The organism is Brevundimonas sp. S1H14, assembly GCF_047716865.1.
In the GTDB taxonomy this organism is placed as follows: Bacteria; Pseudomonadota; Alphaproteobacteria; order Caulobacterales; family Caulobacteraceae; genus Brevundimonas; species Brevundimonas naejangsanensis.
On the sequence record NZ_CP136679.1, the window covers coordinates 2,784,046 to 2,804,683 of the forward strand.

Annotated in this window: 21 protein-coding genes; 14 read left to right on the top strand and 7 right to left on the bottom strand. The window is 67.6% G+C overall.

Annotation, left to right across the window (positions count from 1 at the left end):
- Both RSD66_RS13480 and RSD66_RS13485 read right to left on the bottom strand, forming a co-directional pair.
- Nucleotides 1–1,893, bottom strand: a complete 1,893-nt coding sequence (locus RSD66_RS13480; RefSeq protein ID WP_415288244.1) for a tetratricopeptide repeat protein — start codon at nt 1,891–1,893, stop codon at nt 1–3.
- A 264-nt stretch (nt 1,894–2,157) separates the two neighbouring features.
- A complete protein-coding gene (locus tag RSD66_RS13485) occupies nt 2,158–3,813 on the bottom strand; it encodes an electron transfer flavoprotein-ubiquinone oxidoreductase (protein WP_415289598.1) in 1,656 nt (551 codons plus the stop codon).
- A gap of 191 nt (nt 3,814–4,004) precedes the next feature.
- Between RSD66_RS13485 and RSD66_RS13490 the strand changes: the two genes are divergently transcribed.
- Both RSD66_RS13490 and RSD66_RS13495 read left to right on the top strand, forming a co-directional pair.
- On the top strand, nt 4,005–4,811 hold the full coding sequence (locus RSD66_RS13490) for a uracil-DNA glycosylase (protein WP_415288245.1): 807 nt from the start codon (nt 4,005–4,007) through the stop codon (nt 4,809–4,811).
- A gap of 95 nt (nt 4,812–4,906) precedes the next feature.
- Entirely contained in the window at nt 4,907–6,598 is a 1,692-nt protein-coding gene (locus RSD66_RS13495; RefSeq protein WP_415288247.1) for a lytic transglycosylase domain-containing protein, read from the top strand.
- A gap of 32 nt (nt 6,599–6,630) precedes the next feature.
- Here RSD66_RS13495 and RSD66_RS13500 read toward each other — a convergent pair whose 3' ends face one another.
- A complete protein-coding gene (locus tag RSD66_RS13500) occupies nt 6,631–6,951 on the bottom strand; it encodes a DMT family transporter (protein ID WP_024354701.1) in 321 nt (106 codons plus the stop codon).
- Nucleotides 6,952–7,167: 216 nt separating this feature from the next.
- On the opposite strand from RSD66_RS13500, the gene purB reads away from it, so the two are divergent.
- The 3 genes from purB to RSD66_RS13515 all read left to right on the top strand — a co-directional run bounded on the left by purB (nt 7,168) and on the right by RSD66_RS13515 (nt 9,728).
- On the top strand, nt 7,168–8,469 hold the full coding sequence (gene purB / locus RSD66_RS13505) for an adenylosuccinate lyase (protein ID WP_415288248.1): 1,302 nt from the start codon (nt 7,168–7,170) through the stop codon (nt 8,467–8,469).
- A gap of 4 nt (nt 8,470–8,473) precedes the next feature.
- A complete protein-coding gene (locus tag RSD66_RS13510) occupies nt 8,474–8,983 on the top strand; it encodes a DNA-deoxyinosine glycosylase (RefSeq protein ID WP_119413466.1) in 510 nt (169 codons plus the stop codon).
- A gap of 121 nt (nt 8,984–9,104) precedes the next feature.
- On the top strand, nt 9,105–9,728 hold the full coding sequence (locus RSD66_RS13515; RefSeq protein WP_024354698.1) for a fasciclin domain-containing protein: 624 nt from the start codon (nt 9,105–9,107) through the stop codon (nt 9,726–9,728).
- 73 nt (nt 9,729–9,801) lie between these two features.
- On the opposite strand, the gene RSD66_RS13520 is transcribed toward RSD66_RS13515, so the two are convergent.
- The gene (locus RSD66_RS13520) at nt 9,802–10,125 is read right to left on the bottom strand and encodes a DUF1476 domain-containing protein (RefSeq protein WP_024354697.1); all 324 of its coding nucleotides are present in this window, start codon (nt 10,123–10,125) and stop codon (nt 9,802–9,804) included.
- 261 nt (nt 10,126–10,386) lie between these two features.
- On the opposite strand from RSD66_RS13520, the gene purC reads away from it, so the two are divergent.
- The 3 genes from purC to RSD66_RS13535 are packed head-to-tail and all read left to right on the top strand — an operon-like array spanning nt 10,387 to nt 11,874.
- Entirely contained in the window at nt 10,387–11,145 is a 759-nt protein-coding gene (gene purC, locus RSD66_RS13525; protein WP_119413497.1) for a phosphoribosylaminoimidazolesuccinocarboxamide synthase, read from the top strand.
- On the top strand, nt 11,145–11,384 hold the full coding sequence (gene purS, locus RSD66_RS13530) for a phosphoribosylformylglycinamidine synthase subunit PurS (RefSeq protein WP_119413465.1): 240 nt from the start codon (nt 11,145–11,147) through the stop codon (nt 11,382–11,384). Before purC ends, purS begins: the two co-directional genes overlap by 1 nt.
- A 1-nt stretch (nt 11,385) precedes the next feature.
- Nucleotides 11,386–11,874, top strand: coding sequence for a GNAT family N-acetyltransferase (locus tag RSD66_RS13535; protein WP_119413464.1), 489 nt, complete (start codon nt 11,386–11,388; stop codon nt 11,872–11,874).
- Nucleotides 11,875–11,877: 3 nt separating this feature from the next.
- Here the strand turns inward: RSD66_RS13535 and RSD66_RS13540 are convergent, their stop codons facing one another.
- Complete coding sequence (locus RSD66_RS13540) at nt 11,878–13,047, bottom strand: class I SAM-dependent methyltransferase (protein ID WP_415288251.1); 1,170 nt, start codon at nt 13,045–13,047, stop codon at nt 11,878–11,880.
- Nucleotides 13,048–13,171: 124 nt separating this feature from the next.
- Between RSD66_RS13540 and RSD66_RS13545 the strand changes: the two genes are divergently transcribed.
- The 3 genes from RSD66_RS13545 to purQ all read left to right on the top strand — a co-directional run bounded on the left by RSD66_RS13545 (nt 13,172) and on the right by purQ (nt 15,713).
- A complete protein-coding gene (locus RSD66_RS13545; RefSeq protein ID WP_119413462.1) occupies nt 13,172–13,654 on the top strand; it encodes a YbhB/YbcL family Raf kinase inhibitor-like protein in 483 nt (160 codons plus the stop codon).
- A gap of 118 nt (nt 13,655–13,772) precedes the next feature.
- The gene (locus tag RSD66_RS13550) at nt 13,773–15,017 is read left to right on the top strand and encodes an MFS transporter (RefSeq protein ID WP_415288253.1); all 1,245 of its coding nucleotides are present in this window, start codon (nt 13,773–13,775) and stop codon (nt 15,015–15,017) included.
- Nucleotides 15,018–15,050: 33 nt separating this feature from the next.
- Entirely contained in the window at nt 15,051–15,713 is a 663-nt protein-coding gene (purQ, locus tag RSD66_RS13555) for a phosphoribosylformylglycinamidine synthase subunit PurQ (RefSeq protein ID WP_024354691.1), read from the top strand.
- Here purQ and RSD66_RS13560 read toward each other — a convergent pair.
- Entirely contained in the window at nt 15,710–16,804 is a 1,095-nt protein-coding gene (locus RSD66_RS13560; protein ID WP_415288255.1) for an aspartyl/asparaginyl beta-hydroxylase domain-containing protein, read from the bottom strand. The genes purQ and RSD66_RS13560 overlap by 4 nt on opposite strands.
- A 40-nt stretch (nt 16,805–16,844) precedes the next feature.
- The gene (locus RSD66_RS13565) at nt 16,845–17,081 is read right to left on the bottom strand and encodes a hypothetical protein (protein ID WP_415288257.1); all 237 of its coding nucleotides are present in this window, start codon (nt 17,079–17,081) and stop codon (nt 16,845–16,847) included.
- A 118-nt stretch (nt 17,082–17,199) separates the two neighbouring features.
- Here RSD66_RS13565 and RSD66_RS13570 point away from each other — a divergent pair, with 118 nt between their 5' ends.
- Genes RSD66_RS13570 through RSD66_RS13580 form a run of 3 tightly spaced genes read left to right on the top strand, consistent with a single transcriptional unit; the run spans nt 17,200 to nt 20,620 of the window.
- Entirely contained in the window at nt 17,200–17,994 is a 795-nt protein-coding gene (locus tag RSD66_RS13570) for a hypothetical protein (RefSeq protein ID WP_415288258.1), read from the top strand.
- A 41-nt stretch (nt 17,995–18,035) separates the two neighbouring features.
- Nucleotides 18,036–20,246 (top strand): phosphoribosylformylglycinamidine synthase subunit PurL, encoded by a 2,211-nt coding sequence (gene purL, locus RSD66_RS13575; protein ID WP_415288260.1) that lies wholly within the window; start codon nt 18,036–18,038, stop codon nt 20,244–20,246.
- The gene (locus tag RSD66_RS13580; RefSeq protein ID WP_415288262.1) at nt 20,246–20,620 is read left to right on the top strand and encodes an indole-3-glycerol-phosphate synthase; all 375 of its coding nucleotides are present in this window, start codon (nt 20,246–20,248) and stop codon (nt 20,618–20,620) included. Before purL ends, RSD66_RS13580 begins: the two co-directional genes overlap by 1 nt.
- Nucleotides 20,621–20,638: the final 18 nt, after the last annotated feature.

Genomic DNA, 20,638 nt, shown 5'->3' on the forward strand with positions numbered 1-20,638 from the left:
TCAGTCGGCCGCGCCGCCCGCAGAGCCCAGCCCCTTGTCCCCGGTCGGGTCCTGCCCCAGGCGATCGCGCAGCTTGGCCTCGACCTCGGCGCGACGCTTGTCGTCAACCTCCAGCGTCAGGACGCGGTTCCACTGAAAGCCCGCCTCGCGCTGACGCCCGACCGCCCAATAGGCGTCGCCGAGATGGTCGTTGATCTCGGCGTTGGCGGGCTCCTTGTCGACGGCGCCCTCAAGATTGACCACCGCCGTCTCATACTGTCCCTGACGGAACTGGGCCCAACCGAGCGAGTCCTGGATGTTGCCGTCCTTGGGATCAGCGGCATGGGCGCGGGCGATCATGGCGGCGCCCTCCTCCACCCGCGTCCCCGTATCGACCCACAGATAGCCGAGATAATTCAACAGGGTCGGATTGTCGGGCTGCATCTGCAGGGCGGCCCACAGCTCGGCCTCGGCCTCGGTATCCCGATCCAGCGATTCATAGGCGGCGCCGCGCAGGAAATGAACCTCGAAGCCCTGATCCTCAGTATTCAGCAGAGGGCCGTTCAGAAGCTCCAGCGCTTCCTCGTGCCGCTGCATCTGCAACAGCTGGCTGGCCAACATATAGGCCACCGCCGCCTCTTCGGGCCGCACCGAAGCCGCGCGCTGCAGCTCGATCAGGGCCTCGTCGTCACGGTCGGCCTTGGCGAGGCTGATGGCCATCTGCACACGTGCGGCGGCGTAGGTCGCGGGCGACACCGCGCTGACCTCGGCCAGAGCTGCCCGGCCCGCAGGCTCGATCCCGCCCTGGATCAGGGTCTGGCCGATCAGCAGTTGGGTGTTGTCGCTGGGCGCCAGGTTCTGGGCCAGACGCAGATAGACGGCGCCGAACTCATGGGCGCGCTGGGCGATCATCTGATCGGCGGCGGTGCGCAGCGCCTGGGCGGCGCCCTCCCGGTAGTTCAGCAAGGCGGGCGGCCGGGCCTTGGACAACACCCGTTCGCGCCCCTCCATGACCCGACGGTCGGCGGTGCGGGCGGTAACGGCGGCGTCATACTGAACCAGAGCCTCGTCGCGACGGCCGCGCCGCTCCAGAAACTCGCCGTAGGGCAGGCGGAACAGGGCGCCGGCCAGGGCGTGGCTGGTCAGGTCCCGCCATTCGGCGTCGGCCTCGGCATAACGACGGCGCTGCTCCAGCAGGCGGGCGCGATTGCCCCGCGCGACCAGATTGCTGACCGGGTCGAAATCGGCCGGCGGCATGGCCAGGGCGCGATCCCAGTCCCCGGCTGCGGCGGCGATCCAGGCTTGGACATAGAAACCGGCGCGGTCGTGCGGCTCGCCCACAGGGGCGGCGATCAACAGGGCGTTGGCCCGGCGCGCGTCGCCCCCGGCATAGGCCTGCACCGCCTGCACCAGTCGCCCGGCCTGAACGATGACCGGCGAGACCTCGGGATCGGTCGGCGCGATACGCCCCGCCTCATTCAGGTCGCCCGCCAGAAGGGCGGCGGTGAAGGCCTGTTCGCGCACGCGTGGCTGCTCGGGCGTCAGGGCGAAGACGCGGGCCAGATAATCGGCGCCGGTCGCGCTCTCGCCGCTGGTCAGGGCGTTGCGGCCCGCCAGATAGAGGCCGAAGGCGCTGTTGCTGTGGACGTCCAGCGGGATCGGCGACCATTCGGCGGGAATGGGCGTGATCTTGGGTTCTTCGGGCGTTTCCGGCTCATCGGCGATGATGATGTGCGGAACCGGGTCGCCGTTCGGCTCGGTGTGGGTCTCTATATCCTGAGAGGGGGCGTCCTGAGAGGGGGCGTCGGGCGCGGGTTCCGGCGCCGCCTCCTGCGCCAGCACGGGTGCGGCCAGCGACAGCGCAAGGGCGGAGGCCGCCAGAAACAGGACAGGGCGAGAAGAGACGAAACGCATGGCCGGACCCTTCACGCTTTCCCTTTCGCCCGCAAGAGTTCGCCATGCAAATCCCTCTCCTGTTGGGAGAGGGCTTGAGCCTCCAAGAGCCGAAGGCGATTGGCCAAGGCGAAAGGGTGAGGGTTCGCGGGTGAAATCGGCCGAAGGCCGTCGCGCGACGGCTTACGCCGACTGATGGTACAAGCCCCTCACCCTTTCGCGCCAGAACGATCGCTGACGCTCTCGTGCGCTCAAGCCCTCTCCCGCCGGGAGAGGGTTGCTCGCTTACATGTTCGGATAGTTCGGGCCGCCGCCGCCCTCCGGCGTGGTCCAGACGATGTTCTGCGACGGGTCCTTGATGTCGCAGGTTTTGCAGTGGACGCAGTTCTGGGCGTTGATCACGAAGCGCGGATCAGCGCGGTTCGCCTCGTCCGCATAGACGACTTCGTACACCCCGGCCGGGCAATACAGCCGCGCCGGCTCGCCGTACTTGGGCAGGTTGACGTTGATCGGCACCGACGGGTCCAGCAGCTTCAGGTGCGCGGGCTGGTCTTCGGCGTGGTTGGTGTTGGAGATGAAGACGCTCGACAGCTTGTCGAACGACAGCTTTCCGTCCGGCTTGGGATAGGTGATCGGCTTGTGCTGCGAAGCGGGCTCGGTCGAGGCCGCATCGGTCTTGTCGTGGCGCATGGTGCCGAAGAAGGAGAAGCCGCCCGTCAGGTGGTTGACCCACAGGTCGAACATGCCGACCGCTCCGCCCATCATCGTGCCCAGCTTGGACAGCATCGGCTTGGCGTTGCGGACGACCTTCAGCTCCTTATAGACCCACGAGCGCAGATAGGCGGACTGATAGGCGTTCAGCACATCCCCCTCGCGGCCCTCCATGACGGCGTCATACGCGGCGTCGGCGGCCAGCATGCCGGTCTTCATCGCGTTATGACTGCCCTTGATGCGCGGCACGTTCACGAAGCCCGCCGAACAGCCGATCAGGGCGCCCCCGGGGAAGGCCAGCCTGGGCACCGACTGGAAGCCGCCCTCGGTGATGGCGCGGGCGCCATAGGAGATGCGCGTGCCGCCCTCCAGGTGCTGGGCGATCGAGGGATGGTGCTTGAACTGCTGGAACTCGTCGAACGGCGACAGGAAGGGGTTCTTGTAGTTCAGGTGGACGACGAAGCCGACGGACACATAGCGGTCGCCGAAGTGATACAGGAACGAGCCGCCACCTGTCTTGTCGTCCAGCGGCCAGCCGGTCGTGTGCTGCACCAGGCCCGGCTGGTGCTTCTCGGCCGGGATCTGCCACAGCTCCTTCAGGCCGATGCCGAACTTCTGGGGATCGGCGGCGTCGCACAGGTTGTGGCGGGCCATGATGGTCTTGGCCAGCGAGCCGCGCACGCCCTCGGCGATGAAGACGTATTTGCCGTGCAGTTCGAGGCCGGGCTGGAAGTCGCCGGTCGGCTTGCCCTCGCGGTCGATGCCGAAGACGCCCGCGACGACGCCCTTCACCCGGCCGGTCTCTTCCTCCCAGACCACGTGGCTGGCGGCCATGCCGGGATAGACTTCGACGCCCAGCGCCTCGGCCTGCTCGGCCAGCCAGCGCGCGACATTGCCGAGCGAGGCGATATAGCAGCCGTCGTTGTGCATGAAGGGCGGCAGGGCGAACATCGGCAGGGACGCCTGCCCCTGCGGGCCCAGCACCAGGAATTTGTCCTTGGTGACGGGCGTCTCGAGCGGAGCGCCGCGCTCCTTCCAGTCAGGGAAGAGTTCGTTCAGCGCCTTGGGGTCGATGACGGCGCCGGACAGGACGTGGCCGCCGATCTCAGCCGACTTCTCCAGAACGGCGACGGAGATGTCCTTGCCGTCTTTCTCAGCCCGTTGTTTCAGGCGAATGGCGGCGGACAGGCCGGCAGGGCCGCCGCCGACGATGACGACGTCATATTCCATGACCTCCCGCTCAGCGCCGACAAGGGCCTCCAGCGGGGGCAGGTTGTCGATGACGGCTTCCTGCCATGCGTTCTTGGCGCCGCCTTCGATCATTTCCTCGGCCATATCCCCTCAATCCTCATTGTCGTCGTGGTTATTCGCCTTATCGGGAGGTGACGCGGGGGCGGTCAAGGCCTATTGCCTAGGGTCCTATGAACGCCCCCTACGTCGACATGGCTGCCGCAGAGGCCCTGTTCGCCTTCTGGCGCGATGCGGGCGTGGACGCCTGTTTCGAGGACGAGCCGGTCGACCGGACCGTCTTCGTCGCCCCGGTCGCGGCCAAGGGCCCCGCCACAGTGACGCCCCTGCGCGCGCCCGGCGCGGCGCCGTCCGTCGATGAGGCGGCGGCCGAGGCCCGTCGTCTGGCGGCGGGTGCGTCGACGCTGGACGAACTGGCTGAAGCCATCGCCGCCTTCGAGGGCTGCCCCCTGCGCGCCATGGGCGCCCGTCAGGCCGTCTTTGCGCGCGGCAATCCGCAGGGCTCGCTGATGATCATCGGCGAAGGCCCCGGCGCCGAGGAAGACGTGCGCGGCCAGCCCTTCGTCGGTCAGGCCGGACAGCTTCTGGACCGCATCCTGACGGCGGCGGGCCTGCTGGACGACGCCTTCATCACCAACACCGTCTTCTGGAAGACGCCCGGAAATCGCGCCCCGACGCCCCAGGAACAGGCCGCCTGCGCCCCCTTCGTCGAGCGCGCCGCGACCCTGCTGAAGCCCAGGGCGGTGCTGCTGGTCGGGGCGTCAGCGGCCAAGGCCGTGCTGAAGACCGACGACGGCATCATGCGGATGCGCGGGCAATGGCGCGAATGGCTGCCCGAGGGCGGAATCGCCGCGCCCGCCATCGCCACCCTTCATCCCGCCTTCCTGTTGCGCCAACCCCAGGCCAAGGGTCTGGTTTGGAAGGATATTCTCGATTTGTCCGTCCGTCTGCGAAGCGAAGTGGTTGAGCCGGGCGCCTGATTCAGGCATCCTGCCCCCTTGGAGACCAGTCCGCAGAGCGTCGTAGAATCCCGAATCGAGACGGGGCCGACGCCGACGAAGGGGGCCGCCGCGTCATGTATTCTTTCCGCCGGACGCGTCGTGCGTCTCTGTTCGCCTTCGCCCTGTGCGCCGTCGTTGCAGGCGCCGCGTCTGCCGAGGATGCGGATTCTTCCCGCCCCTATGTCGCGACGGCCGCTGTCGCCGAGGCCTCGCCCACGGCGCTGAGCAGCGAGGACCGCCTCAGCTACACCACCGCCTTCGACGCCCTGCGTCGCGGCGATCTGGAGTTGGCCCGCAACTCGGCGCGTCAGGCCAAGGACCGCGTCCTGCTGGGTCAGGTCGAGTTCGAGCGTCTGTTCCATCCCAGCCACGTCGCCACCTATGACGAACTGGCGGCCTGGCTTGAGACCTATTCCGACCTGCCGATGGCCGACCGGGTCTACACCCTGGCCATGCGGCGCCTGCCCGACGGCGCGGCTGAGCCGAAGCGCCCCGGCGGCCTGATCAGCCGCACCTGGGCCAGCTTGACCAGCCCCGGCGACGGCGGCGTCAACGATCCCGCCAAGGCCGCGCGCGTGGCCCTGAACAACGACGATCTGCCCGGCGCCTATGAAATGGGCCAGCAGATCGGCGACTGGTGGACGGCCGGGCTGGCCGCCTGGCGGATGGATCAGCACGCCGAGGCCTTCCGCGCCTTTGAGCACGTGGCCCAGGACCCGACCGAGGATCCCTGGGTGCGCTCCGGCGGCGCCTTCTGGGCGGCGCGGGCGGCGGGCCAGTCGGGCCGCCAGGAGCGCGTGGTCGAATACCTGCGCCAGGCCGCGCGCTGGCCGGCCACCTTCTATGGCCAGATCGCCCTGCATCAGCTGGGCGAGGAGCCGGTGATCGAGAACATGGGGCCGCGCCCCTATGAGGCGACGCTGCAACGCGCCTCCCTGACGCCGGAGCCCCTCGGCGTCGATACGCGCGCGCTCAACGCCTTCATCCAGTCTGACGAGGACGCCCGCCGCACGGTGGCCCTGTACGAGGTCGGTCGCCGCAGCGACGCCGAACTGGCCGCCCGCAACGGTCTGCGCGCCGCCAGCGGCGACAACGCGGCCCGCCAGATGTGGGCCGGTCTCTATCGTCTGGTTTCCTCAGGCCGCGCCGCCCAGTCCGAGGCCAGCCGCATCGACGCCATCCGCTACCCGATGCCCGAACTGCAGCCGATGGGCGGTTTCACCATCGAGAAGGCCCTCGTCTACGCCATTGCGCGCAAAGAGACAGACTTCAACGCCAACGCCCGCTCAGGCGCTGGGGCCTATGGGCTGATGCAGGTGATGCCGACCACCGCCGCCCACATGACCGGGGATCAGGGCTATGTCCGCACGCCCCAGCGCCTGCTGGACCCGGCGGTGAACATGAAGCTGGGTCAGGACTATGTGAACCGCCTGTTCCAGATCGAGTCCTTCCAGGGCGACCTGCTGAAGACGGTGGCTTCCTACAACGCCGGGCCGGGGCCGATGCTGGCGGCGATCCGCAAGCTGGGCGCCGACGCCGACCCCCTGCTGCTGATCGAGACCATCGACGTGCCTCAGGCCCGCGAATACGTCGAAAAGGTCGTCGCGGCCTATTGGATCTATCAGCGGATGATGGGCGCGCCGGTCAAGACGCTGGAAGCCCTGGCCGCGGGCGCGCGCGCCGTGCCGATCCGCCTCGACTACGTCCCGCCCGCCCCGGCGCCTCTACAGGTGGCCGAGGCCGTGCTGGGCGGCGGCTCGCGCTAGAGCCGAGCCTCGACACATCCGCGCCGCCCCCCCTATTGGCTGGAGGCGAGCTTCAGCACGACCAGGCCGCTGACGATCAACACGGCGCCGAGAACGCGCATCGGCGTGATCGGCTCGCCCAGCACGGCGATGCCGACGACAAAGGCCCCCACCGCCCCGATGCCGGTCCAGATCACATAGGCCGTCCCCAGCGGCAGCGTCTTCATCGCGATCGACAGCAGGCCGAAGCTGACGATCATGAAGCCGATGGTGCCGATGGTCGGCCACGGCCTGGTGAACCCCTCCGACATCTTCATCAGGAAGGCCCAGACGATCTCGAACAGACCGGCGAGCAGAAGAAAAATCCAGGCCATGACAGTCTCCCTTGCATGGCGTGCCGGGTCGTCCCGGCGTCATGCCCATGATGGGAGAGGTCGTCCTCTGAGCGCGCTCTATCTGGGACAGGGCGTCGGCCAGTCAAGATTTCCACGCCTCAGAACGCCGATCCGCGCGGAAGTGATGCCCAAAAGCCTCCACTTCGATCCGGCCAACCTTGACTCCGGGGCCCTTGCGAACGACACGACGCGTCCATGATCACGCGCTATTCCCGCCCCGACGCCGTCGCCATCTGGTCGCAAGAGACCAAGTACAAGATCTGGTTCGAGATCGAAGCCCACGCCGCCACGAAGATGGCCGAGTTGGGCGTCATCCCGACCGAGGCTGCGCAGGCCATCTGGGCCAAGGGCAAGGACGCGACCTTCGACGCCGACCGCATCGACGAGATCGAAAGCGTCACCAAGCATGACGTCATCGCCTTCCTGACGCATGTGGCCGAGATCGTCGGCGACGAGGCCCGCTTCCTGCACCAGGGCATGACGTCTTCGGACGTGCTGGACACCTGCTTCGCGGTGCAGCTGGCGCGCTCGACCGACCTGCTGCTGGGCGGCGTCGACCGGGTGCTGGCCGCGCTGGAAAAGCGCGCCAAGGAACACAAATACACCCCGACCGTGGGCCGCTCGCACGGCATCCACGCCGAGCCTGTCACCTTCGGCCTGAAGCTGGCCGGCTATCACGCCGAGTTCCAGCGAGCCAAACGTCGTCTGATCACGGCGCGTGAAGAGATCGCCACCTGCGCCATCTCGGGCGCCGTCGGCACCTTCGCCAACGTCGATCCGGCGGTCGAACAATACGTCGCCGACCAGATGGGCCTCAGCGTCGAGCCGGTCTCGACCCAGGTCATCCCGCGCGATCGTCACGCCGCCTATTTCGCCGCCCTCGGCGTCGTCGCCTCCTCGGTCGAACGTCTGGCCGTCGAAATCCGCCACCTGCAGCGCACCGAAGTGCTGGAAGCCGAAGAATTCTTCGACAAGGGTCAGAAGGGCTCGTCGGCCATGCCGCACAAGCGCAACCCGATCCTGACCGAGAACCTGACCGGCCTCGCCCGTCTGGTCCGCTCGGCCGTGACCCCGGCGATGGAGAACGTCGCCCTGTGGCACGAGCGGGACATCAGCCATTCCTCGGTCGAGCGCGGCATCGGCCCGGACGCCACCATCCATCTGGATTTCGCCCTGCACCGTCTGGCCGGCGTGATCGAGCGCCTGAACGTCTACCCTGAGAACATGCAGAAGAACCTCGACCGCCTGGGCGGCCTGGTCTTCTCGCAACGGGTCATGCTGGCCCTGACCCAGGCGGGCGTGTCACGCGAAGACGCCTATGCGGCGGTTCAGGAGAACGCCATGAAGGTCTGGCGCGGCGAGGGCGTCTTCATCGACTTCCTCAAGGCCGACCCGCGCGTCACCCTGCCCCACGACCAGCTCGAGGCCCTGTTCGACCTCGGCTACCACACCAAAAACGTGGACGTGATCTTCGCAAGGGTTTTCGGCGAGGGCTGATCGCTTGACCGTGCCCCGCCGGGTCGGTTTTGCGCCTGTCGTTGACGAACGCACACGCGTTCTCATTCTCGGCAGTCTGCCTGGCGACGCCTCGCTGAGCGCGGGTCAATACTACGCCCACCCGCGCAACGCCTTCTGGCGGCTGATGGAGGCCTTGCTCGGCATACCGTTGGCCACCCTGCCCTATCCAGCCCGGCTGGAGGCCCTCCTGACGCATGGCGTCGGGCTGTGGGACGTGATCGCCTCGGCTGAACGTCGAGGTAGTCTGGACGCCGCCATCCGCAACCCCGAAGCCGCCGACCTGATCGCCCTCACGGCGCGTCTCCCGGCCTTGAGAGCCGTCGCCTTCAATGGCGGAACGGCGGCGCGCGCGGGGCGACGCATCCTGGAGGGCGCGACCACTGCCGCCCTGATCGACCTGCCGTCCTCCAGCCCCGCCCACGCCCGGCCCTTTGATGAAAAACGGGCGCGATGGTCGGTTTTGAGCCCCTATCTGGTCGCCGCCGACAGGTGATCGGCCCGACCTCCGTTCACGGATCGCGCCGGAAAATTTGATCTCGCGCGCATCCTTTTCGGGCGCTGAACCGTAATCCCTTCCGACGCGGGCGCCGCCCGTTCACCGAAGGAGAGAAGCCATGACGACTTATCGCACCGCCACGCTCGCGGCTGTTTCGAGCTTCGCCCTGCTGGCGCTAGCCGCCTGCGGCCAGAACGACGCCAGGAAGGAGCCCGCCCCGGTCGAGACGCCAGCCCCGACCGTCGCCCCCGCCACAACCGAGCCCATGATCGGCGGCGTAGCGATGAATCCGTCCGACAATCTGGTCGCCAATGCGTCCAAGGCGCCGAACCTGACCACCCTGGTCAGCGCCTTGCAGGCCGCAGGCCTGACCGAGCGGCTGCAGGGCCCCGGCCCCTTCACCGTCTTCGCTCCGGATAACGCCGCCTTCGAGAAGGTTCCGGCCGCAACGCGCGAAGGTCTGATGCAGCCGGCGCAGAAGGCGGCCCTGACCAAGCTGCTGACCTATCATGTCGTGCCCGGCCGCGTGACGGCCGCCGACCTCGCCGCCCAGGCTCAGGCCAACGGCGGGACGGCCACCCTCACCACCGTCCAGGGCGAGAAGCTGACCGCCAAGGACATGGGCGGCGGCAAGTGGGAGATCACCGACGCCAAGGGCGGCAAGGCCATGATCACACAAGCCGATGTGGCCCAGTCCAACGGCGTGGTCCACGTCATCGACACGGTGCTGATGCCGAAGTAAGGCCGCGAAATGAAAGAAGGGCCGCGACCTTGCCGGTCGCGGCCCTTCTGCATTCCCATCGCGGGGAAGAAAATTATTCGCCGGCGCGGATCTGTTCGCGGGCGATCGAGGCCAGTTCGTCCATCTTGGAGCGCAGCTCGCCCTCGGACACCGTCAGGCCCGAGCCCTTGAAGTCGCCGGCGACCTTGCGGAAGACGTCTTCCTCGCCCGGCTGCTCGAAGTCGGCGCGGACCACGGCGGCGGCGTACTGCTCGGCGCTTTCGGTCGACAGGCCCATCTTCTCGGCCGCCCACAGGCCCAGCATCTTGTTGCGACGCGCGATGGCCTTGAATTCCTGTTCCTGATCGAGGGCGTACTTGGCCTCGAAGGCCTGTTCCCGATCGTCGAAGGTCGTCATGCGCGTCGTAACTCCAGTCACGGGCTAGTCTCGCCCGCAAACGGCTCTATGGCCCCCGGCGCGAGCGAACGCAACCAGACTTCGGTCGCGGATGCTGACGCAGGGTCGCTTCAGGATATTTGTGTCACAGACGCCCTTCGGTTAAAGGGCGCGTGGCTCTGTTATAGCCGCCGTCGATTCAGGATCGCGCCGCCCCGACCTTCGGGCCGCGCGTTTTTCGTTTTGCGGCCATCTGTTTTTCTTCCCGTCCGGGACCCGATGATGAACACCAAGCGCAAGAAGCTCTACGAGGGCAAGGCCAAGATCCTGTACGAGGGGCCTGAGCCGGGCACGCTGATCCAGTATTTCAAGGACGATGCGACCGCCTTCAACGCCCAGAAAAAGGCGACGCTTGAAGGCAAGGGCGTCATCAACAACCGCATCAGCGAATTCATCATGTCGCGCCTGAACTCGATCGGCGTGACCAATCACTTCATCAAGCGTCTGAACCTGCGCGAGCAGCTGATCCGCGAAGTCGAGATCATCCCGCTGGAAGTGGTCTGCCGCAACGTCGTCGCCGGTTCGCTGGCCCAGCGCCTGGGCCAGGAAGAGGGCACGCCCCTGCCCCGTTCGATCATCGAATTCTACTACAAGAAGGATGAGCTGAACGACCCGATGGTGACCGAAGAGCACATCACGGCGTTCAACTGGGCCTCGACGCAGGAACTGGACGACATCCTGGCCATGACAGTGCGGGTGAACGACTATCTGTGCGGCATGTTCGGCGCCGTCGGCATCACCCTGGTGGACTTCAAGATCGAGTTCGGCCGCGTGTGGGAGAACGACTTCAGCCGCGTCATCCTGGCCGACGAAATCAGCCCCGACTCGTGCCGCCTGTGGGATTCGACCACGGGCGAGAAGCTGGACAAGGACCGCTTCCGCCGCGACATGGGCGACGTCATCGAAAGCTACACCGAGGTGGCCCGCCGCCTCGGCATCATGAAGGACATGCCGACCGTGATTCAGGGAGGGCTGCATTAATGGCCAAGGTTAAAGTTCACGTCTTCCTCAAGCCCGGCGTTCTGGACGTTCAGGGCAAGGCCGTCGAAGGCGCCCTGCAGGGTCTGGGCTGGGCCGGCGTCGCCAACGCCCGCGTCGGCAAGCTGATCGAGTTCGACCTCGACGACGCCGTCGCCGACAAGGATGCCGAGGTGAAGCGCATGTGCGAGACCCTGCTGGCCAATACGGTCATCGAAAGCTACCGGATCGAAGTCGCCTGACATGATCCTGCGGCCTGAAACGGAAACGGATCCGGCCGCGATCCGCGCACTGACGGCGGCGGCCTTCGACGGCCATCCGCACAGCGACGGCTCAGAACCGCGCATTATCGACGCCCTGCGCGAGGCCGACGCGCTGACGCTGTCGCTGGTCGCCGAGGTCGATGGCCAGGTCGTCGGACACGCCGCCTTTTCCCCTGTTCAATGGCCCGGCGAGGGCGACTGGTTCGGCCTCGGCCCGGTATCCGTCGCGCCCGATCGCCAGAACCAGGGCATAGGCCGTCAACTGATCGAAGCGGGCCTCGCCGACCTGCGCCGAGGCTGCGCGCGCGGCTGCGTCGTCATGGGCGATCCCGCCTATTACGGCCGCTTCGGCTTCGTTCAGGACCCGCGCCTGACCTATCCCGGCCCGCCGCCCGAATACTTCATGGCGCTGGGCTTCGGTCTCATCGAAGGGTCGGGCCACGTCCGCTATCATCCTGCTTTCGGCTGAGGCTTAGCCGCACAGATAGTCCCGGCTCAGCGGCACGGCGGTCTGCTTCTTCGTCAGCTGCAGCTGGAAGACCATGTGGCCCAGTTCGCGGAAGGCGACCTCGCTGCAGGCCAGATAGAACTCCCACATCCGGCAGAAGCGCTCGTCATACATGGCCCGCGCCTCGCCGCGTCGGGCCAGGAACCGCTCACGCCAATGCCGCAGGGTTTCGGCGTAGTGCAGGCGCAAGATTTCCATGTCCGTGACCCACAACCCCGCGCGCTCGATGGCGGGCAGAACTTCCGACAAGGCGGGGATATAGCCGCCGGGGAAGATATATTTGCGGATCCACGGCTGGGTGCGGTTCGGCGGCGAGTTGCGGCCGATGGCGTGGATCACCGCCACCCCGTCATCATCCAGCAGGCGGGCGACGGTGTCGAAATACTCCTGATAGTTCGGCACGCCGACATGCTCGAACATGCCCACCGAGATAATGCGGTCGAAGGTCTGGTCCAGGTCGCGGTAATCCTGAAGCCTGAAGTCGGCCCGGTCCGTGACGCCCAGCGCCGTCGCCCGCTCATTGGCCGTGCGGTGCTGTTCGGTGGACAGGGTGACGCCGGTCACGTGCGCGCCGCGCTCGACCATCGACAAGCCCAGCCCGCCCCAACCGGCGCCGATGTCCAGGGCGGTGTGGCCAGGCTCCAGCAACAGCTTGTCGATCAGGCGGCGCTTCTTGGCGACCTGGGCCTGTTCCAGACTGGCGTCCGGCGTCTCGAAGAAGGCGCAGGAATATTGCAGGTCCTCGTCCAGAAACAGGCGATAGAAATCGACCGTCAGATCGTAATGGTGGTGGACGTTGCTGCGCGCATGCAGGCGGTCGTTGGCCTGTTCCGCCCCTCGCCGGATGCGCTGCATCCAGTTGAGCTTCGGCGAACGCGGTCGCAGCGCCATCTGCGAAGTCGTCAATTGCAGGAAGTCGTAGACGCCGCCGCCATCGATCCGGAACGTCCCGTCCATGAAGGCCTCGCCCAAGGCGAGGTCAGGGTTGGCGGCGATGGCGACCGCCGCCTTCATGTCCGTCAGCACGGCCGTCAGCTCCGGCTCGCCCGGACCTGCCGTCAGTTCCCGACCGTCCGGAAGACGCACCCGGATCGCCCGCGTCTGAAAGGTTCGGTCCAACAGGGCTTGCAGCATCCCGTTCCTCCGCTCATCAAGACAGCTTGACCTTAGCTAGGGACAGAATGTCGCGACGCAACGTCCGTGGCGAGTCTTCCGTTAGCTCAAAGATCGAATTCGCCGCCAAAGGGAGAGCGCCGCCATGAGCTTCACCGTCACTTCGACCGATTTTTCCGACGGAGGCGTCCTGCCCGACGCCCAGGTCAAGGCGTTCGGAAACACCTCGCCGCAACTGTCTTGGTCCGGCGCTCCGGAAGGAACCAAGAGTTTCGCCGTCACCTGCTATGACCCCGACGCTCCCACCGGGTCCGGCTTCTGGCACTGGACCGTTGCCAACCTGCCCGCCGATGTCACCGAACTGGCCGCAGGCGCGGGCGCCGTCGGCGGCGGCGGGCTGCCTGAAAACGCCGTTCAGGGCCGCACCGACTATGGCGAGCCGGGCTTCGGCGGCGCCGCCCCGCCCCCCGGCCACGGCCCGCATCGCTACATCTTCACCGTCTTCGCCGTCGACGTGGAGCGGCTGGATGTGACCGAGGACAACTCGGGCGCCGTCTTCGGTTTCAATCTGCACTTCCACACCCTGGCCAAGGCGTCGATCACGGCGACCTACGAAAACCGGGGCTGAGCCTCGGATGAGACCTCGACACAAAGCGTGATCGTCTCTGTGACGCCGCCGCGGTTGATGCCCTGGGCGGCGTCCCTATTTTGCAGCGCAACCTCTCCCTGCTGCATCGCGACACTCCATGCCCCCTGCCGACGCTCCCTGCATCGACAATCCCGCCTGCGCTGCGCCGGACAGTGGGATCGAGCGCGTGGCGGAACCGGGGAAGGCGGCGCTGGTGCTGCTGGCGCTGGCCATGGGCGGCTTCGCCATCGGCGTGACCGAGTTCGCCGCCATGAGCGTCCTGCCCGATTTCGCGGCGGGACTGGGCGTCAGCGAGCCGAAAGCCGGTCATGTCATCAGCGCCTATGCCGCGGGCGTGGTGATCGGGGCGCCGATTCTGGCCGTGTTGGGCGCGCGCCTGCCGCGCTGGCTGCTGCTGATCGGCTTCATGGCCCTGTTCGCCGTCGGCAACGCCCTCAGCGCCCTGGCCCCGACCTATGAGTGGATGCTGGCCTTCCGCTTCCTCAGCGGCATTCCGCACGGCGCCTATTTCGGCGTGGCGGCGCTGGTGGCGGCGTCGCTGGTTCCGCTGCGGTTGAGGACCCGTGCGGTCTCGACCATCCTGCTGGGCCTGACCGTCGCCACGGTGATCGGAGTGCCAGTCGCCAACGCCGTCAGCCACCATTTCGGCTGGCGCTGGACCTTCGCCATCGTCAGCGTTCTGGCGGTGCTGACCATGGCGCTGGTCGCCCTGTTCGCGCCGCGCGATCCGGCCCACCCTGACGCCAGCCCCTGGCGCGAACTGGGGGCCCTGAAGCGCGGTCAGGTGTGGCTGACGCTGGGCGTGGGCGCCGTCGGCTTCGGCGGCATGTTCGCGGTCTACGCCTATCTGGCCTCGACGCTGAAGGCGGTGACGGGCGTGGGGCCGGAGGTCCTGCCCTGGGTCTTCGCCCTGTTCGGCCTGGGCATGATGGCGGGCAATCTGCTGGGCGCCTGGGCCGCCGACCGCTTCGGCATGGCGGCGGCGGGCGGCCTGTTGCTGTGGAGCGCGGCGGCGCTGGCGCTGTATCCCTTCGCCGCGCCCCATCTGTGGGCGGTGATGATCGTCGTGCTGCTGATCGGCGGCGGCGGCGGGCTGGGCTCGGTGCTGCAGACCCGGCTGATGGACGTGGCCGGCGACGCCCAGACTCTGGCCGCCGCCCTGAACCACTCAGCCTTCAACACCGCCAACGCCATCGGCCCCCTGCTGGGCGGCATGGCGGTAGCGGCGGGCTGGGGCTGGACCTCGACCGGCTGGGTCGGCGTCGCCCTGTCGTTGGGCGGTTTCGCGGTCTGGGTCGTCGCCTGGGCGACGGGCCGCAAGGCGCCGCAAAGCGACGCCTGACATTCGTCACGAAGGGTGCTAGGAGGCCCGGCCATGAGCGCAGCCGTCATTGTATTCCCCGGTTCCAACTGCGATCGCGACTGCAAGGTCGCCGTCGAACGTTCCACTGGCGAACAGGTCCAGATGGTCTGGCACGCCGAGACCGAACTGCCCAAGGGCCTCGATCTGATCGTGCTGCCGGGCGGCTTCTCCTATGGCGACTATCTGCGCTGCGGCGCGATGGCGGCCCAGGCCCCGATCATGCAGGCGGTCAAGAAGGCCGCCGACGACGGCGTCACCGTGGTCGGCATCTGCAACGGCTTCCAGGTCCTGTGCGAAGCCGGGATGCTGCCGGGCGCCCTGATGCGCAACAGCAGCCTGAAATACATCTGCAAGCCCATCAGCATCACCGTCGCCAACGCCCAGACCCGCTTCACCTCGGGCTATCAGGGCCAGCGCGAGATCGTCATGACCCAGGGCAACGCTGACGGGAACTATTACGCCGACGAAGAAACGCTGAAGCGCATCGAGGGCGAGGGTCAGGTCGTCTTCCGCTACGTCGACAACCCCAACGGCTCGGTCGGCGACATCGCGGGCCTGCAGAACGAGCGCGGCAATGTGTTGGGCATGATGCCCCACCCGGACCGTGCGTTCGAAGCCGAACTGGGCAGCGCCGACGGCGCCATCCTGTTCCAGAGCATCTACGCGGCGGTTTAAACGCCCAGCCTGGGCGCGCCTGAGCCGCTGGCGTCGATCGTGGCGAACAGGGCGCGGATCAGGTCCTGTTCCTCGGCGGTGACCTCGGGCTTCCAGACATCGAAGATCAGGATGGTGCGGTCCTGGTCGCTGTCGTTGGCGGCCTCGTGCTCGATGGTGTCGTCGAAAGCCCAGGCCTCGCCCGCCCTCCACTGGCGTTCCTCGCCGCCCACGCGGAACCAGCAATCCGGCGGCACGACCAACGGCAGATGACAGATCAGCCGCGTGTTGATCAGGCCGTGATGGGGCGGGATCGTCGCGCCCGCCTGCAGCTTCGAGAACAGGATCGACGGCGAGCGGCCGGGAATGCGGCATAGAGGCGCCGCCGCCAGCGCCTTCATCGTCTGCGGACAGCGCTCCGCGATCTCAGGAACCTCGACCCCGTCCTTCCACAGGAAGACCGCGCTCCAGGCGTCATTGCCCAGCAGGCCCGCCTGATCGTTGCGGGGACGGTTGGCCCGATCCTCGATATAGGGTGCGAACAGCGCCGGTTCGGACAGGATGGCGTCCAGTTCGGCGCGGATGGCGGGCGCCGCCGCCTCGATCTCGGCCAGCCAGACGACGGTCTCGCGCGGCTGGAACTCGATCTGCGGCAGGCCAGGGAACATGTAGAATTTGGGCTGTTGATAATAGAGCCGCCGCCTGCCCGTCATCAGGTCCAGCGAGGCGGCGAAGCGCGAACTGGAGGTTGCCGGGTCGAAGCCGCGCCTGGCCAGCCCGTCGCGCAGGCCCTGCTCGAAGAGGCGCGCGCCCTCGGCCTGGGCGGCGGCCGCGTGTTGCAGTTCCGCCCGCAGGTCCGGCGGCGGGGCAGCGATCGCCCGACCCTGAGCCAGGGCGGCGCCGTAAAAGGTCATGGCCGAGCGATGATCCCCCTGGGCGCTGAGGGCGTCCCCCTTGAACACCAGGGCGCGGGGCTCGCGCGGGTTGATCCGCAGCACGGCGTCGGCCGCCGCCGCCAGAGCGGCTGCATCCGACCGTTCGCGCGCCTGCCGCGCCTCACGGATGAGGGCGTCGATCTGAGGTCGTGGATCGTGGGAGCGAACGTCGGTCATGGACCGATGGAACCGCCCTGCGTCCCGACGGTCAAGCGCCTCAGCCGTCCTTGCGATCCAGGACGCTGGCGCTGCGGCCGGCGTCGCCGACTTCTACCTCTTCCTCGACCGGTTCGCCGTCCTCATCGAGGCGCTCCAGCGTGCCCTCGGCGCCGGATTCATGGATGGCGGCCAGTTCGCGAGCGCCGACGCCCAGGCCCTGCTCCAGGGCGCGGTTGGTCTCGACCTCCTCCTCGAGCGTCTGTTCGATAGGGTCCGGTTGTTTCGGGTCGGTCATGGCGGCCTCCTTCTCAATGGCCTGAAAGCAAGGCGGGAGGCCCGGCCGCGGTTCCATCGGCCGATGAACCTTCTTGGTCCCGGCGCGTAGATACGGCGAAGCTCAGCCGGAGAGACGCATGACCGCCATCGAACGTCCCACCCCCGCCCAGCGGACGCGACGCCTCGCCGTTCTGGCCGCCGCCGTCTTCGCCGTCATCGTTCCGCTGGTTCAGATGCTGGGCGGCTTCGGCCTGAGCCAGGCCGAGTTCGCCTCCGATGGAAACCAGACGCTGCGGGTGGCCGGCTACGCCTTCTCGATCTGGAGCCTGTTGTATCTGGGAATCCTGATCTACGCCGGGCGTCAGGCCCTGCCCCAGACGGGCGAGAGCGTGTTGATCAACCGCATGGGCTGGCCCTCGGTCGTGGCGTTTTTCGGCATCGGCTTCTGGATCGTGATGGCGGCGCTGAACCTGAAGGCGGCCAGCGTCATCGTCATCTTCGCCTCGCTCCTGGCCCTGCTGCTGCCGATGTTGGCCAGCGCGCGCACGATCCGCGCGACCGGGGCGATGGAGCGCGACCTGTGGTTCGTGATCTGGCCGCTGGCGGCGCTGGCGGGGTGGCTGACCGTCGCGGCGCCCCTGAACCTGATCACCGTGACCACCGCGTTCGAGGCCCTGCCCGCCGCCCTGTCGCCGACCGGCTGGGCCGTGTTGGCCGTGGTCGTCACCACCCTTGTCGGGATCGGCGTGACCTGGGCGCTGCGGACCCTGGCCTATCCCCTGCCCATCGCCTGGGGTCTGGTCGGGGCCTTTGTGGCCGAGCAGGAGGTCAAGCCGGTGCTGGCCTTTACGGCCCTGGCGGCGGCGTTCGCGCTGGTGGTGGCGGGGGTCATCATCGTCTTCGGTCTGAGGCGCGGCGTCGAACGCCGTTGACGGGCTGACAGACGCCTCGGAGAGGGCTAGAAGGCCCGCCCATGAGCGCGCCCCAGAAAACCATCGCCCAACTGGCCGAAGAGTACGGCCTCGCCCCCAATGAATATCAGGTCCTGCTGGACCGGCTGGGCCGCGAGCCCAACCAGGTCGAGTTGGGCGTGTTCTCGGTCATGTGGTCCGAGCACTGCTCCTACAAGTCGTCCAAGAACCAGCTGATGAAGTTCCCGGTCACGGGACCGCGCGTCATCTGCGGGCCGGGCGAGAACGCCGGCGTGATCGACATCGACGATGGCGACGCCTGCATCTTCAAGATGGAGAGCCACAACCACCCCTCCTACATCGAGCCCTATCAGGGCGCGGCGACGGGCGTGGGCGGCATCATGCGCGACGTCTTCACCATGGGCGCGCGCCCGGTGGCCCTGCTGAACGCCCTGCGCTTCGGCGATCCGTCGCATGAAAAGTCGAAGCATCTGGTCAAGGGCGTGGTCTCGGGCATCGGCGGTTACGGCAACTGCGTCGGCGTGCCGACGGTCGCGGGCGAGACCAACTTCCACAAGGGCTACAACGGCAACATCCTGGTCAACGCCATGTGCGTGGGCCTGGCTCGCGCTGACGAGATCTACTATTCGGCCGCGCCGGAAGCGGGCCACGACGTGGTCTATTTCGGCTCCAAGACCGGCCGCGACGGCATCCACGGCGCCACCATGTCCTCGGCCGAGTTCGACGACGAGTCGGACGCCAAGCGCCCCACGGTTCAGGTCGGCGACCCCTTCGCCGAGAAGCTGCTGATCGAAGCCACGCTGGAGCTGATGGCCTCGGGCGCCGTGGCCGCCATTCAGGACATGGGCGCGGCGGGCCTGACCTCTTCCTCAGTGGAAATGGCGGGCAAGGGCGGCGTCGGCGTCGAGCTGGACCTCGACAAGGTGCCGCAGCGCGAAACCGGCATGACCGCCTATGAGATGATGCTGTCGGAATCGCAGGAGCGGATGCTCGCGGTCCTGAAGCCGGGCTTCGAAGACGTCGGCTATCGCATCTTCCAGAAGTGGGGTCTGGACTTCGCCGTCATCGGCAAGACCACCGACACCGGCCACCTGGTGCTGAAGCATCACGGCGAGGTCGTCTGTGACGTGCCGCTGGCCCCGCTGTTCGACGACGCGCCGCTGTATGACCGTCCGTGGGTCCAGCCCGAGCTGCAACCGCGTCTCGATCCATCTGAAGTTCCGGCCCCCGAGAGCTGGAACGACGCCGTGCTGAAGGTCGTCGCCTGCCCCGACATGGCGTCCAAGCGCTGGATCTGGGAGCAGTACGATCGTCACGTCATGGCCGACACGCTTCAGGACTCCTCGACCGGCGCCGACGCGGGCGTGATCCGCGTCCACGGCACGGAAAAGGGTCTGGCCGTCACCAGCGACTGCACCCCCCGCTATGTCCAGGCCGACCCCTATGAAGGCGGCAAGCAGGCCGTGGCCGAGGCATGGCGTAACCTGACCGCCGTGGGCTCGCGTCCCATCGCCATCACCGACAACCTGAACTTCGGCAACCCGCAGCGCCCCGAGATCATGGGCCAGATCGTGCGCGCCACCGACGGCATGGCCGAGGCCTGCCGCGAGCTGGACTTCCCGGTCGTGAGCGGCAACGTCAGCCTGTATAACGAGACCAACGGCGTCGCCATTCCGCCGACGCCGACCGTCGGCGCCGTGGGCCTGCTGACCAACTACGACGTGACCACCGGCTTCGGCGGCGCGGCCGAGGGCGACCAACTGGTGCTGATCGGCCAGACGCACGGCGAACTGGGCGCCTCCATCTATCTGCGCGAGGTGCTGGGCCGCGAGGACGGCGCCCCGCCGCCGGTCGATCTGAAGCTGGAACGCAAGACCGGCGATTTCGTGCGCGGCCTGATCGAGGCGGGCGAACTGACCGTCGTTCACGACCTGTCGGACGGCGGTCTGGTCGGTGCGGCGGCGGACATTGCCCTGGCCTCGGACGTCGGCATTGAGCTGAACGCCTCCAGCGCCGCCCACGCTCACGCCTTTCTGTTCGGCGAGGATCAGGCCCGCTATCTGGTCGCCGTGTCGGACGCCGACGCCCTGATCGCCAAGGCCCAGGAAGCCGGGCTGCACGCCTCGCTCGTCGGTCAGGTCAAGGGAACGGACTTCGCCTCTTCGGGTCCGAAGGGCGAGCTTTTCCGCATCCCAGTCGCCCATGTGCGGGAGTTCCATGAAGGCTGGATGCCGAACTGGATCGAAGGCTGATGCGTAGCGCCGCCCTCATCCTCGTCGTCGCGGGCGCCGCCCTGCTGTCGGCCTGCGAGTTCGAGGGCGGCGATCCCGTCCAGCACGCCCTGCGCGATGCGGCCGCCGCCCGGCAGGCCGCCGCGCTGAAGACCACCGAAGAAGAAGAGGCTCAGACGATCCGTCGCCCGACCGCCTCCGGCCCGGCCCTGCATGAGCCGGACGAGCTGTCGCGCCTGATCGCCGCTCGCCGTCAGGCGGTGCAGGAAACGCGCGTCGCGCTGACCGCCATCGCCGATCCGACGTTGAAGGCCCAACTGACCGAAGACCTGAAGGCCGAAGAAGCCAGTCTGCGCACGCTGGAAGCCCGCGCCGCCGCCAGAACGCCCAACTGAACCCCCGACTGACCGGAA

Bases quoted from the DNA above. Each gene is read 5' to 3' on its own strand.
- RSD66_RS13480 (WP_415288244.1), bottom strand. From the start codon at position 1,893: ATGCGTTTCGTCTCTTCTCGCCCTGTCCTGTTTCTGGCGGCCTCCGCC.
- RSD66_RS13485 (WP_415289598.1), bottom strand. From the start codon at position 3,813: ATGGAATATGACGTCGTCATCGTCGGCGGCGGCCCTGCCGGCCTGTCC.
- RSD66_RS13490 (WP_415288245.1), top strand. From the start codon at position 4,005: ATGAACGCCCCCTACGTCGACATGGCTGCCGCAGAGGCCCTGTTCGCC.
- RSD66_RS13495 (WP_415288247.1), top strand. From the start codon at position 4,907: ATGTATTCTTTCCGCCGGACGCGTCGTGCGTCTCTGTTCGCCTTCGCC.
- RSD66_RS13500 (WP_024354701.1), bottom strand. From the start codon at position 6,951: ATGGCCTGGATTTTTCTTCTGCTCGCCGGTCTGTTCGAGATCGTCTGG.
- purB (WP_415288248.1), top strand. From the start codon at position 7,168: ATGATCACGCGCTATTCCCGCCCCGACGCCGTCGCCATCTGGTCGCAA.
- RSD66_RS13515 (WP_024354698.1), top strand. From the start codon at position 9,105: ATGACGACTTATCGCACCGCCACGCTCGCGGCTGTTTCGAGCTTCGCC.
- RSD66_RS13520 (WP_024354697.1), bottom strand. From the start codon at position 10,125: ATGACGACCTTCGACGATCGGGAACAGGCCTTCGAGGCCAAGTACGCC.
- purC (WP_119413497.1), top strand. From the start codon at position 10,387: ATGAACACCAAGCGCAAGAAGCTCTACGAGGGCAAGGCCAAGATCCTG.
- purS (WP_119413465.1), top strand. From the start codon at position 11,145: ATGGCCAAGGTTAAAGTTCACGTCTTCCTCAAGCCCGGCGTTCTGGAC.
- RSD66_RS13535 (WP_119413464.1), top strand. From the start codon at position 11,386: ATGATCCTGCGGCCTGAAACGGAAACGGATCCGGCCGCGATCCGCGCA.
- RSD66_RS13540 (WP_415288251.1), bottom strand. From the start codon at position 13,047: ATGCTGCAAGCCCTGTTGGACCGAACCTTTCAGACGCGGGCGATCCGG.
- RSD66_RS13545 (WP_119413462.1), top strand. From the start codon at position 13,172: ATGAGCTTCACCGTCACTTCGACCGATTTTTCCGACGGAGGCGTCCTG.
- RSD66_RS13550 (WP_415288253.1), top strand. From the start codon at position 13,773: ATGCCCCCTGCCGACGCTCCCTGCATCGACAATCCCGCCTGCGCTGCG.
- purQ (WP_024354691.1), top strand. From the start codon at position 15,051: ATGAGCGCAGCCGTCATTGTATTCCCCGGTTCCAACTGCGATCGCGAC.
- RSD66_RS13560 (WP_415288255.1), bottom strand. From the start codon at position 16,804: ATGACCGACGTTCGCTCCCACGATCCACGACCTCAGATCGACGCCCTC.
- RSD66_RS13565 (WP_415288257.1), bottom strand. From the start codon at position 17,081: ATGACCGACCCGAAACAACCGGACCCTATCGAACAGACGCTCGAGGAG.
- RSD66_RS13570 (WP_415288258.1), top strand. From the start codon at position 17,200: ATGACCGCCATCGAACGTCCCACCCCCGCCCAGCGGACGCGACGCCTC.
- purL (WP_415288260.1), top strand. From the start codon at position 18,036: ATGAGCGCGCCCCAGAAAACCATCGCCCAACTGGCCGAAGAGTACGGC.
- RSD66_RS13580 (WP_415288262.1), top strand. From the start codon at position 20,246: ATGCGTAGCGCCGCCCTCATCCTCGTCGTCGCGGGCGCCGCCCTGCTG.